This window comes from Streptomyces sp. CA-135486 (assembly GCF_050936555.1).
Classification (GTDB): domain Bacteria; phylum Actinomycetota; class Actinomycetes; order Streptomycetales; family Streptomycetaceae; genus Streptomyces.
In genome coordinates this window covers 2,558,554-2,571,236 of the sequence record NZ_JBNJMM010000001.1, presented here as the reverse complement: position 1 = coordinate 2,571,236, position 12,683 = coordinate 2,558,554, and the positions used below count along the sequence as shown (strand labels likewise).

9 protein-coding genes are annotated in these 12,683 nt (G+C 68.1%); 4 read left to right on the top strand and 5 right to left on the bottom strand.

The features are described 5' to 3' along the window. Positions 1-31 precede the first annotated feature (31 nt). Positions 32-919, bottom strand: coding sequence for a tRNA (adenine-N1)-methyltransferase (locus ACQEVG_RS11645; protein ID WP_142216178.1), 888 nt, complete (start codon positions 917-919; stop codon positions 32-34). A 320-nt stretch (positions 920-1,239) separates the two neighbouring features. Further along, entirely contained in the window at positions 1,240-2,490 is a 1,251-nt protein-coding gene (locus ACQEVG_RS11640) for a site-2 protease family protein (protein WP_432981001.1), read from the bottom strand. Between the two features lie 107 nt (positions 2,491-2,597). On the opposite strand from ACQEVG_RS11640, the gene ACQEVG_RS11635 reads away from it, so the two are divergent. Together ACQEVG_RS11635 and ACQEVG_RS11630 are read left to right on the top strand one after the other, a co-directional pair. After that, positions 2,598-3,458 (top strand): RecB family exonuclease, encoded by an 861-nt coding sequence (locus ACQEVG_RS11635; protein WP_432980998.1) that lies wholly within the window; start codon positions 2,598-2,600, stop codon positions 3,456-3,458. 13 nt (positions 3,459-3,471) lie between these two features. Beyond that, on the top strand, positions 3,472-4,143 hold the full coding sequence (locus ACQEVG_RS11630) for a response regulator (protein WP_432980995.1): 672 nt from the start codon (positions 3,472-3,474) through the stop codon (positions 4,141-4,143). 74 nt (positions 4,144-4,217) lie between these two features. On the opposite strand, the gene ACQEVG_RS11625 is transcribed toward ACQEVG_RS11630, so the two are convergent. The 3 genes from ACQEVG_RS11625 to metH form a co-directional block, all read right to left on the bottom strand. Continuing rightward, positions 4,218-5,813 carry an ABC transporter substrate-binding protein gene (locus ACQEVG_RS11625; RefSeq protein WP_432980992.1) on the bottom strand — a complete coding sequence of 532 codons (1,596 nt, stop codon included), beginning with the start codon at positions 5,811-5,813 and terminating at the stop codon, positions 4,218-4,220. A gap of 504 nt (positions 5,814-6,317) precedes the next feature. Beyond that, the gene (locus tag ACQEVG_RS11620) at positions 6,318-7,019 is read right to left on the bottom strand and encodes an HAD family hydrolase (RefSeq protein WP_432980989.1); all 702 of its coding nucleotides are present in this window, start codon (positions 7,017-7,019) and stop codon (positions 6,318-6,320) included. Positions 7,020-7,115: 96 nt separating this feature from the next. Then, positions 7,116-10,628 carry a methionine synthase gene (gene metH, locus ACQEVG_RS11615; RefSeq protein WP_432980986.1) on the bottom strand — a complete coding sequence of 1,171 codons (3,513 nt, stop codon included), beginning with the start codon at positions 10,626-10,628 and terminating at the stop codon, positions 7,116-7,118. A gap of 239 nt (positions 10,629-10,867) precedes the next feature. On the opposite strand from metH, the gene ACQEVG_RS11610 reads away from it, so the two are divergent. Then, positions 10,868-11,632, top strand: coding sequence for an IclR family transcriptional regulator (locus tag ACQEVG_RS11610; RefSeq protein ID WP_432980983.1), 765 nt, complete (start codon positions 10,868-10,870; stop codon positions 11,630-11,632). A 233-nt stretch (positions 11,633-11,865) separates the two neighbouring features. Then, entirely contained in the window at positions 11,866-12,654 is a 789-nt protein-coding gene (locus ACQEVG_RS11605) for an MIP/aquaporin family protein (protein ID WP_432980980.1), read from the top strand. The last annotated feature ends 29 nt before the right edge of the window (positions 12,655-12,683 follow it).

Here is a 12,683-nt window from a genome sequence, read left to right as displayed (position 1 = left end):
GTTGGGTAAGTGTCAGCCCTTGTCCGGAACGTCAGCCTTTGTTGGGGCCTTCGTAGTCCTCGCCGTACGCGCCCTTGGCGGGACGGCGGCGGCGCATCGGGGGCTCGACTCCGTCGGCGAGGCGACGAGCGGTGACGAGGAATCCGGTGTGGCCGATCATCCGGTGATCCGGGCGGACGGCAAGTCCCTCGACGTGCCAGTTTCGGATCATCGACTCCCACGGCTGCGGCTCGGCGAAGCAGCCGATCTCGCGGATGGACTCGACGGTGCGCGCGAGCTGGGTGGTGGTCGCCACGTAGCAGCAGAGGATGCCGCCGGGGACGAGAGCCTTGGAGACGGCCTCCAGGCACTCCCACGGGGCGAGCATGTCCAGGATCACGCGGTCGACGTCCGCGTCGGTCAGATTGTCCTGGAGGTCGCCGACGGTGAGCTGCCAGGCGGGGTGCGGGCCGCCGAAGTAGCGCTCCACGTTCTGCTGGGCGATCTCGGCGAAGTCCTCGCGGCGCTCGTAGGAGTGCAGCATGCCGTGGTCGCCGATGGCGCGCAGCAGGAAGGCGCTGAGCGAGCCGGAGCCCACCCCCGCCTCGACGACGCGCGCGCCGGCGAAGATGTCGGCGAAGGCCAGGATCTGCCCCGCGTCCTTGGGGTAAACCACGGCGGCGCCGCGGGGCATGGACAGGACATAGTCGGGGAGCAGGGGGCGCAGCGCGAGGTAGGCGACGTTTCCCGTGGTACGGACAACACTGCCCTCGGGAGCGCCGATCAGCTCGTCGTGCGGGAAGGAACCCTTGTGGGTGTGGAAATTCTTCCCGGCCTCGAGCGTGAACGTGTAGTGGCGTCCCTTGGGGTCGGTGAGCTGGACCTGGTCCCCGACCTTGAAGGGCCCGCGTCGGCGGGCGGCACCGGTCGGTTCGGACATGTGACCAGCCTACCGGCCCCGACCGGGCCCCGGTGACCACGCGAAGCCTGCCGGACGGCCCCGCCCCCGCGGCTGGTGAGCCCGGCCGCTGTCCCCGAACCTCGGCGCCCTGCCCCGGCCGCCCGACGAGTGAGCCGAGCCCTCGCCGCCCGTGGGCCTGGCCCGACCCGAGCCCTCCCTGCGCGATCACCTCGACGGCGAGTGAGCCGAAGGGGCGCGCGGGTGTCGAAAGGGAGAGCGCGCGGAGGCCGCGAGGAACGAGTGGCTGAGCACGGTCGACCGTCGACAGACGCTAAAGCGCCCCGGAGGAGAACCGAGCCCTAAGAAGGAGTCGGCCGGGCCATCGCGGCCACGAAGGCGCGCTCCACGTCCGCCGTGGACAGCACGCCGTAGATCTCGCCCGTCTCCTCCACCACCAGGTACTCCGTCGCCGGCGACGCCCTCAGCTTGTCCAGAAGCGCCTCGCCCGCCAGCTCCGCGGAGACCCTCATCCCCTCGGTGAGCTCCTGAGCCAGACCGCTCACCGCGACCCACGGCCGACGGTGTTCCGGGACGCCGACGATGGCCGTCTCGCGGACGAGAGCCTTCGGGTCGCCATGCCCGTCGACGACGACCAGCGCACGGGCTCCGGCCTCGTTCGCCCGGCGCAGGGCCTCCGAGAGCGGGGTGTCGGACTCGACGGGGACAGCGCGCCTGGTGAGCGTACGGGCCTCCAGTTCGGGGAGGTGTTCGCGCAGCCGTGCCATGCGCAGGCTGTTGCCCGCGCCGGTCCAGATGATCGCGGCGAGGATCGCGGCGAGCAGCGCGTCCGTGACCGTCTCCATGCCTCCGATGTCCTCGGTGGCATTGCCGAGCGCGCCGGTGTGGGTGAGCAGCGGCAGGCCGATCAGAACGGCGACGGCCAGCGCCCGGCCCACCCAGGCCGCGGCGACCGTGCCGCTCATCGGCTTGCCGGTGATCTTCCAGACGACGGCGCGCAGCATCCGGCCGCCGTCCAGCGGCAGCCCGGGCAGCAGGTTGAACGCGGCGACGATCAGGTTGGAGATCATCAGCCCGGCGAGCAGCACGCCGGGAACCGTGCCGGGCTTGACCGCCTGCATGCCCAGATAGAAGACGCCCGCGAGGACGAGTGAGAGCAGCGGCCCGACGAAGGCCAGGACGAACTCGCGGCCCGGCGTCTCGGACTCCTTCTCGATCTCCGAGACCCCGCCGAAGAACTGGAGCTGGATGCGCCGCACCGGCAGTTTGAAGCGCAGCGCGGCGACGGTGTGGGCCAGTTCGTGGACGAGTACGGAGGCGTAGAAGGCGACCGCGAAGAAGAGGGAGACGAGATAGCGCACGCCGCCGAGCTCGGGCAGCACCCGGTCGAGCTGACCCCCGAAGACCCAGGTGATGAGGGCCGCGACGATGAACCAGCTGGGGGCGACATAGACGGGCACGCCGAAGGGACGACCCATCAGAATGCCGCCGCCGGGGCCGTCGGAGCGTCGCGGTTTGCCGCCGTCGGGGCTCGCTCCTCCCGCAGTGGACCGCGGTCGCTCGCGCTCACCGCTCGTGTCGTCCTCGTTCACGGGATCCTTTCGTTGCGATTGCGCCGCTCGCTCGATCCTGCAGTGCGCACGGTCTGACGTCGATGGTATTCCGCTCGCTGTCAGTGGCGGGCCGTAGGGTCTGTGCCATGAGTACGAGTCAGCAGCCCAGTTCGCTCTCGCCGTCGCGAGCGAGCGACTTCATGCAGTGCCCCCTGCTGTACCGGTTCCGGGTGATCGACAAGCTGCCCGAGAAGCCCAGTGAGGCGGCTACCCGCGGCACGCTGGTGCATGCGGTGCTGGAGCGGCTCTTCGACGCCCCGGCGGCGGAGCGGACGGCTCCGCGTGCCAAGGCGCTGATCCCGGGCCAGTGGGACCGGCTGCTGGAGACAAAACCGGAGCTGGGCGAGCTGTTCGCCGAGGACGCCGAGGGCGAGCGGTTGACGCGCTGGCTGGGCGAGGCGGAGCAGCTGGTGGAGCGGTGGTTCTCGCTGGAGGACCCGACCCGCCTCGAGCCCGCCGAGCGGGAGATGTTCGTCGAGACGGAGCTGGAGTCGGGGCTGCGGCTGCGCGGCGTCATCGACCGCGTCGATGTGGCGCCCACCGGCGAGGTCCGGATCGTCGACTACAAGACGGGCAAGGCCCCGCGCCCGGAGTACAGCGAGGGCGCGCTGTTCCAGATGAAGTTCTACGCCCTGGTGATCTGGCGCCTGAAGCAGGTGGTGCCGCGCCGGCTCCAGCTCGTCTATCTGGGCAGCGGCGATGTGCTGACATACGACCCGGCCCCGGCGGATCTGGAGCGCATGGAGCGCAAGCTGCTGGCCCTCTGGGACGCGATCAGGCTGGCCACCGAGACGGGTGACTGGCGGCCGCGGCCGACGAAGCTGTGCGGCTGGTGCGACCATCAGGCGGTCTGTCCGGAATTCGGCGGCACTCCCCCGGTATATCCGCTGAGCATCTCCCCGAGCGCGTCGGAAGAGGATGGTCAGGGCAGAATGGGCCCGGTCTAAAAAAGGAGTACCTGTGGCTATCCGCGTCCTACTGGTCGACGACCAACCGCTGTTGCGCACCGGCTTCCGGATGATCCTGGAGGCGGAGCAGGACATCGCGGTCGTCGGCGAGGCCGGGGACGGCCTCCAGGCACTCGACCAGGTGCGGGCGTTGCAGCCCGACGTGGTGCTGATGGACATCCGGATGCCCCGGATGGACGGCGTCGAGGCGACCCGGCAGATCACCGGCCCCGGGCGCGACGGCCCGGCGAAGGTGCTGGTGCTGACCACCTTCGACCTCGACGAGTATGTGGTGGAGGCGCTGCGGGCCGGCGCGAGCGGCTTCCTGCTGAAGGACGCGCCCGCCGATGAGCTGATCCAGGCGATCCGGGTGGTCGCGGGGGGCGAGGCGATGCTGGCGCCGAGCATCACCCGCAGGCTCCTCGACAAGTACGCGGGCCATCTGCCCTCCGGTGAGGAGCCGGTGCCGGACACGCTGCACACGCTGACCGAGCGCGAGGTGGAGGTGCTCAAGCTGGTCGCGCGGGGGCTGTCCAACGCCGAGATCGCCGCGGATCTGTTTGTCAGCGAGACGACCGTCAAGACGCATGTCGGCCATGTGCTGACGAAGCTGGGCCTGCGCGACCGGGTGCAGGCAGCGGTCTATGCGTATGAGAGCGGTCTGGTGCGCCCCGGCGCGCAGTAGCTCGGAGCGCCGGCCCGAAGGAGCGGCGGTGGGCTGATGCCCACCGCCGCTCGTTCGTGTTCAGCTTGCCCGGGTTACGCGCTGCCGCGTCCCAGCTCCCACAGCTGCAGGTCCGAGCTGGAGTTGAGCAACCGCTCGACGCCGGTGACACCGGTGCGGGCGGCGACGTACTGCTTGCCCTGCCACAGCGGCAGTATCGGCACGTCGGTGGCGACGATCTGCTGAATCTGCGTGAAGGCATCGGACGCGGCGGTGCGGTCCGCGACCCGCCGCGACTGCGGGATGAGGTTGCGGGCCACCGTGCTCACGTACGGGGTGTTGAGGAAGTTGCCCTTGTCCAGGAACGGGGCGATGTAGTTGTCCGGGTCCGGGAAGTCGGGGAACCAGCCGAGACCGTAGACGGCGTAGTCGCCGCGCTTCTGGGCGGGACGGAACTTGGACCACTCGGTGCCCTCGATGCTGACGTCGAAGAGCTTGGTGGAGTTCAGCTGCTCCTTGAGCGCCTCGAACTCCTTTGCCGTACCGGCACCGTAGTGATCGGTCGTGTAGTGGAGCTTCAGCTTCACCGGCGTGGTGATGTCGGCGTCGCGCAGGATTTCCGCGGCCTTCTTGCGGCTCGGCTCGCCGTACTTGTTGTAGAAGGAGTTGGTGTGCGCGGCGATGCTCGTCGGGATGAGCGAGTAGAGCGGCTCGGCAGTGGAGCCGTACACCTGGCCCGCGATGTGACCCCGGTCGACGACCGCCGCCATGGCCTGCCGTACGGCCTTGTTCTTCACCGACGGGTCATTGGTGTTGAAGCCGAGGTAACGGATCTCGAGGCCCGGCATCTCGGTGAGCTCGATGCCCTCCTTGGGGCTCTCGGACATGCTCTTGATCTGCTCGGGCGACATCGCACGGGTCATGATGTCGATGTCGCCGGACTCGAGCGCCTTGCCCATGGAGTCGGCGTCGGCGAAGGACCGCAGCTCGACCTTGTCGTTGCGGAGCTTGAGGTCACCCTTGTAGTGGGGATTCTTGCTGAAGACCACCCGGGTGATCTGGTCACCCTTGAGTTCGGTCTTCATGGTGTACGGGCCCGAACCGTCGACCTCGAAGCCCTCGCGCAGCTTGTTGCCGTCGTAGTTCTTCTTGCTGACGATGCCGGCGGCCGGCGTCGAGAGCTTGTACGGGAAGGTCGCGTCCGGCGTGGCGAGGTGGAAGACCACCTCGTCGCCGTTGGTGTCGATGGTGTCGACGTTCGAGAGCAGTGCCGCCGTGCCGTTGTCGGCGTTGATGTCCAGCACCCGCTGGATGGAGAACTTGACGTCCTCGGCGGTCACGGGAGTGCCGTCGGCGAACTTCAGCCCGTCGCGCAGCTTGCAGCGGTAGCTCTCGCTCACCTTGTCGGTGAAGCTGCAGGACTGGGCCGCGTCGGGCACCGGGTCACCGCCGCCGAGCGGGGCGTGCATCAGCGTCTGGAGGGTCTGCCGCAGCACGTTCCAGGCGCCGGTGTCGTACGCGTAGGCCGGGTCGAGGGGCGCGGGCGAGTCTTCGGTGGCGACGAACTGGTCCGTGGTGCCCACGACAATGGAAGCTCCGTCGCCGGGCCCGCCGTCCGCCGCGCCGCACGCGACGAGCACGGGCGCGAGCAGGCCGACCACGGCCGGCAGCACCAAAGTCTTACGGTTCATCCTGGACGTTCTCCTCATCGGGCACTGGGTTACAGCGATGCCTTCGGGACCTCCGTCGCGGCCGCCCGTTCGGAGCGGTGCGGTCGGACCGGGGAAAACAGAGCGATCGGCACTGTGTTCCCAATGGCTGGGTGGCCGCCGAGACAGATCGTTGAGCAACGAAGTTCTCGCGATGAGATTAGTCGGCAACGCCAGGAACGCCGGACGCGGCGAGAGTTGGAGCGTATGCGCTGAGTGATCACTTGTGTCGGCGAGTAGATGGTCACGCCATGGAATTATTCGTACAGTGCCCCATCAAGGCGGACACAAAGGAACGACCGACAGCCCTCAAAAGGGACATCGAACAGTCCGGACCAGGCAAACCAAGGGCACCCTCAGTGATGAACATCACTACCTGAACGTCCTTGACCGGATCCGGAAAAGCGTTGGCTCATGTCACGGAAAAAACACGCTCGGCTGCCCAGAGTTTCCGACGCATCCGAGAATGCACGGACAGTAAACGCATCAGTTCATCGCGGTGATGAGGGTACGCAGAAAACCAAGGTCCACTTCTTCGAGCGACCGTACGATCACTCGGCCGTCGGCAGGCGCGATCGGCGCCACGGACGGTACGGCGACGACCCGGCAGCCCGCCGCCTCGGCGGCGGCGACACCGGTCGCGGTGTCCTCGATGACGGCACATCTCGCCGGTTCGGCGCCAAGGCCCCGGGCTGCCAGCAGATAGGGGTCGGGGTGCGGCTTCGTACGCGGCACCTCGTCGCCCGCCACCGAGAGAGCGAAGTACTGGGGGCCGAGCGAGGCGAGGACCCGGTCGATGATGCGGCGGTGGGAGGCAGAGACCAGTGCGGTGGGCACATTGTGCTTGGCCAGCTCGGCGAGCAGCCTGGCGGCGCCCGGCATCAGCGGCACATCGCGCCCGATGCGGTCCTCGAAGCGTTCATTGAGCAGCACGGTCAGCTCGGCGAGCGTGATGTCGGCGCCGGTGGCCTCGATGAGATAGCCGGCACTGCGGGTCATGGGGCCGCCCACCACCACATCTCGCCAGGCCTCGTCGAGCTGATGGCCGAGATCGGCGAAGACCTGTACCTCGGCGTCCCACCAGAAGCCTTCGGTGTCCACGAGGGTGCCGTCCATGTCGAGAAAGACAGCCTGCAGGGCGGAGCCCTCGGCCGAACGGGTCATGGACGCGGGGACCGTACTGGTCATCCGGCACACCTCCACTAGGGACGAGAAGGCCGGCCGCCTTCCCAGGTGGGGAGGCGACCGGCCTGCACTGGACCGACCAGTGTACGACGTGGCCGACTATCGTGCGTTGAAGTACTTCGCTTCGGGGTGGTGGATGACGATCGCGTCGGTGGACTGCTCGGGGTGGAGCTGGAACTCCTCCGACAGCTGGACACCGATCCGCTCCGGTTCGAGGAGCGACGCGATCTTGGCGCGATCCTCCAGGTCCGGGCACGCACCGTAACCGAGCGAGAACCGCGCGCCCCGGTACTTCAGCGCGAACATGTCTTCCACATCGGCCGGGTCCTCGCCCGCGAAGCCGAGCTCTGCGCGCACCCGGGCGTGCCAGTACTCGGCCAGCGCCTCCGCCAACTGCACGGAGAGCCCGTGCAGTTCGAGATAGTCGCGGTACGAGTCCGACTCGAAGAGCTCGGCGGTGGCTTCACCGATCTTCGAGCCGACCGTGACGATCTGCAGACCCACCACATCGGTCTCGCCGGACTCTTCGGGGCGGAAGAAGTCGGCGAGGCAGAGCCGACGGCCACGGCGCTGGCGGGGGAAGGAGAAGCGGGTGCGCTCGGAGCCGTCCTCGTTGAGCAGGATCAGGTCGTCGCCCTTGGACACGCAGGGGAAGTAGCCGTAGACCACGGCGGCTTCCAGGAGATTGCGCGTGTGCAGCTGGTCCAGCCAGCCGCGCAGCCGCGGCCGGCCCTCCCTCTCCACCAGCTCCTCATAGGTCGGCCCGTCGCCGGCCCGGGCCTGCTTCAGTCCCCACTGGCCCTTGAACAGCGCGCCCTCGTCCAGCCAGGACGCGTACTCCTTGAGCTGGATACCCTTGATCACCCGGGTGCCCCAGAACGGCGGCTCGGGAATCGGATTGTCGATCGCCACATCGGAACGGGCCGCGCCCTCGGGCTCGGTGACTTCAAGGACGGGGGTGTCACGCTTGGCCACCCGGCGCTGCTTGAGTTCGGGCAGGACGGCCCCGGGGAGGCCGCGCTTCACGGCGATCAGGGCGTCCATCAGGCGCAGGCCCTCGAAGGCGTCGCGGGCGTAGCGGACCTCGCCCTCGTAGATCTCGTGCAGGTCCTGCTCGACATACGCCCGGGTCAGCGCAGCCCCGCCCAGGATCACCGGGTAGTCGGCGGCCATCTTGCGCTGGTTGAGCTCCTCCAGGTTCTCCTTCATGATCACCGTGGACTTCACCAGCAGACCCGACATCCCGATCACATCGGCCCGGTGCTCCTCGGCCGCCTCCAGGATCGCCGACACCGGCTGCTTGATACCCAGATTCACCACGTTGTAGCCGTTGTTGGACAGAATGATGTCGACCAGGTTCTTGCCGATGTCATGGACGTCACCACGCACCGTGGCCAGCACAATCGTGCCCTTGCCCTCCGCGTCCGACTTCTCCATGTGCGGCTCCAGATAGGCCACCGCGTTCTTCATCACCTCGGCCGACTGCAGCACGAACGGCAGCTGCATCTGGCCGGAACCGAACAGCTCACCGACGACCTTCATACCGTCCAGCAGCGTCTCGTTGACGATTTCGAGGGCGGGACGGATCTGGAGCGCCTCGTCGAGATCGGCCTCCAGGCCGTTCTTCTCGCCGTCGATGATGCGGCGCTTGAGGCGCTCCTCCAGCGGCAGGGCGAGGAGTTCCTCGGCCTTGCCCGCCTTCATCGACTTCATGTTGACGCCCTCGAAGAGCTCCATGAGCTTCTGCAGGGGGTCGTAGCCCTCGCTGCGCCGGTCGTGGATCAGATCCAGCGCGACCTTGACCTGCTCCTCCTCCAGCCGGGCGATGGGCAGGATCTTGGACGCGTGCACGATCGCCGAATCCAGGCCGGCCTTCACACACTCGTCCAGGAACACGGAGTTCAGCACGACGCGGGCCGCCGGGTTCAGGCCGAAGGAGATGTTCGACAGGCCCAGCGTGGTCTGCACATCGGGGCGGCGCCGCTTCAGCTCACGGATGGCCTCGATGGTAGCGATGCCGTCCTTACGGGACTCCTCCTGGCCCGTGCAGATCGTGAAGGTCAGCGTGTCGATAAGGATGTCGGACTCCAACACGCCCCAGTTGCCGGTCAGATCGTCGATGATCCGCTCGGCGATGGCGACCTTGTTCTCGACCGTGCGGGCCTGGCCCTCCTCGTCGATCGTCAGCGCGATGAGCGCCGCTCCGTGCTCGACAGCGAGCTTGGTGACCTTGGCGAACCGCGACTCGGGGCCGTCTCCGTCCTCGTAGTTGACGGAGTTGATGACCGCGCGGCCGCCGAGCTTCTCCAACCCGGCCTGGAGGACGTCGACTTCGGTGGAGTCCAGCACGATCGGCAGAGTCGACGCGGTGGCGAAACGCCCGGCGAGCTCCTGCATGTCGGCGACGCCGTCACGCCCCACATAGTCGACGCACAGGTCGAGCATGTGCGCGCCCTCGCGGATCTGGTCGCGGGCCATCTCCACACAGTCGTCCCAGCGGCCGTCCAGCATGGCCTCACGGAACTTCTTCGATCCATTGGCGTTCGTCCGCTCGCCGATGGCCATGTAGGCGGTGTCCTGGCGGAACGGCACGGTCTGGTACAGCGATGCTGCGCCCGGCTCGGGACGCGGCTCGCGCTCGGTGGGAGTCAGATCGCGTACGCGCTCGACGACCTGGCGCAGATGCTCCGGCGTCGTACCGCAGCAGCCACCGACCAGCGACAGACCGTATTCGCGTACGAACGTCTCCTGGGCGTCGGCGAGTTCGGCCGCGGACAGGGGGTAGTGTGCGCCGTTCTTGCCGAGCACCGGCAGGCCCGCGTTCGGCATGCAGGACAGCGGGATACGGGAGTGCCGGGCGAGGTAGCGCAGGTGCTCGCTCATCTCGGCCGGGCCGGTCGCGCAGTTCAGCCCGATCATGTCGATGCCCAGCGGCTCCAGCGCGGTCAGCGCCGCGCCGATCTCCGAGCCGAGCAGCATCGTCCCGGTCGTCTCGACCGTCACCGAGCAGATGAGGGGGAGGTTGGTGCCCGTGGCCTCGAGCGCCCGGCGGGCGCCCAGGATCGAGGCCTTGGTCTGCAGCAGGTCCTGGGTGGTCTCCACCAGGAGTGCGTCGGCACCGCCCGCGATCATGCCCTCGGCGTTCTGCTGATAGGCATCGCGCAGCGTGACGTACGGGGCGTGGCCCAGGGTCGGCAGCTTGGTACCGGGCCCCATCGAGCCCAGCACCCAGCGCTGCTGCCCGGTCGACGCGGTGAACTCGTCGGCGACCTCACGCGCGATCCGCGCCCCGGACTCGGAGAGCTCGTACACCCGCTCAGGAATGTCGTACTCCCCCAGCGCGGCGAAGTTCGCGCCGAACGTGTTCGTCTCGACGCAGTCCACGCCGACCTCGAAATAGGCCGAATGGACGGATCGGACGATGTCGGGGCGGGTCGCATTCAGGATTTCGTTGCAGCCTTCGAGGTTCTCGAAGTCCTCGAGCGTCGGGTCCTGTGCCTGCAGCATGGTGCCCATCGCGCCGTCGGCCACGACGACGCGCGTGGCGAGCGCCTCGCGGAGGGCTTCGATTCGGGTCCGGCTGTCAGCGGAGGGGGTCGGCAACGAGGCCATGGATGTGCTCCCAGGGATGCGACGGCTGTCGGCTTTGCGTCTTCCGGTGGAAGGCGCACGGAGTCAGCGTAACCGGGCGGTCGTCCGGGGGCGTGGCCGTCCCACGAGGCGGGACGGCATCATGTCCTCGCCGTAACTGATGACTTTCGGCCACGAAGGATTCGCGCCGCGGTGACCAAGGTCGGCATCGACCGATAGTGTTCAGCATTGTCGAACCGCAGTGGAGAAGGGCCGAGGCGATGGCGAAGAACATCCAGTCACTTGAGCGGGCAGCGGCGATGCTGCGACTGCTCGCGGGTGGGGAACGCCGGCTGGGCCTGTCGGACATCGCCTCCTCGCTGGATCTTGCCAAGGGCACCGCGCACGGCATTCTGCGCACGCTCCAGGCCGAGGGCTTCGTCGAACAGGACCCTTCATCCGGCCGCTACCAGCTGGGGGCCGAGCTGCTCAGGCTCGGCAACAGCTATCTGGACGTCCACGAGCTGCGCGCCCGCGCGCTGGTCTGGACGGACGACCTCGCGCGGTCCAGCGGCGAGAGCGTCCATCTCGGCGTGCTGCACCAGCAGGGCGTGCTCATCGTCCACCACGTCTTCAGGCCCGACGACAGCCGCCAGGTGCTGGAGGTGGGGGCCATGCAGCCGCTGCACTCCACCGCCCTCGGCAAGGTGCTCTCAGCGTACGACCCGGTGGCGCACACCGAGGTCATGGAGGTGGAGCGCAAAGCCTTCACCCTGCGGACCGTGACCGGTGTGGAGGAGTTCGAGTCGGTGCTCGACCACACCCGGGCGCGGGGCTGGGCAGCCGATCTGGAGGAGACCTGGGAGGGCGTGGCCTCGGTGGCCGCCCCGATCCACGACCGGCGCCGGATGCCGGTCGGAGCAGTCGCCATAACGGGTGCGGTGGAGCGGGTCTGCAACGCCGGAGAACTGCGATCCGAGCTGGTCGCGGCGGTACGGGACTGCGCTCGCTCGGTCTCGCGCGACCTCGGCGCCGGGCGATTCTGACCGTCCTGGCACATCTTCGGATAACGATCCGGTTTTCGGCCACCCAACCCTTGACGTGCTGTTAACCCGGGGGCAAAACTTCCGTGCATCGGTCGGCATTGTCGAACACCTAACGGCAATACGCGCTAGAGTGTCGCAATGCCAAGGGCCGGCAACGCCCTCACCTGAGGGCACGAACCACCGGAGTGACCCGGGGTTCGCCTTCCCCTGGACGAAGGACAAAGGAGTCGCGGGTGTCCAGCTCCGACATCTTCATCGGCGAGATCATTGGTACCGCCGTTCTCATCCTGCTCGGCGGTGGCGTGGTCGCCGCTGTCGTACTCAAGCGCTCGAAGGCGCAGAACGCCGGTTTCCTGGCGATCACCTTCGGGTGGGGCTTCGCGGTCATGATCGCGGTCTACATGACGGGCACACTGTCCGGAGCCCACCTCAACCCGGCGGTCACCGTCGGCATAGCGATCAAGGACGGGGACTGGAGCAACGTTCCGGTCTACCTCGCCGGGCAGCTGCTCGGCGCGATGCTCGGTGCCGCTCTGGTCTGGATCGCGTACTACGGGCAGTTCCAGGCCCACCTCACGGACCCGGAGATCATCGACGCGCCGCCGCACGAGGAAGGCCTGGTCAGTGAGCAGGCCGCGCCGAAGGCCGGACCGGTGCTCGGTGTCTTCTCCACCGGCCCCGAGGTGCGTGTGGTGTGGCAGAACCTGGCCACCGAGATACTCGGCACCACGGTGCTGGTGCTCGCGGTGCTGACGCAGGGCCTCAACGACAGCGGCAAGGGTCTGGGCGTCATCGGCGCACTGATCGTCGCCTTCACCGTCGTCGGCATCGGCCTCTCGCTCGGCGGCCCGACCGGCTACGCCATCAACCCCGCCCGCGACCTGGGCCCGCGCATCGTGCACGCCCTGCTGCCGCTGCCCAACAAGGGCGGTTCGGACTGGGGCTACGCCTGGATCCCCGTCGTCGGCCCGCTGATCGGTGGAGCCCTCGCAGCGGGCATCTACAACATCGCGTTCGCCTAAGCCCCCTCCTAGACCTGAGCAGGAGCAAA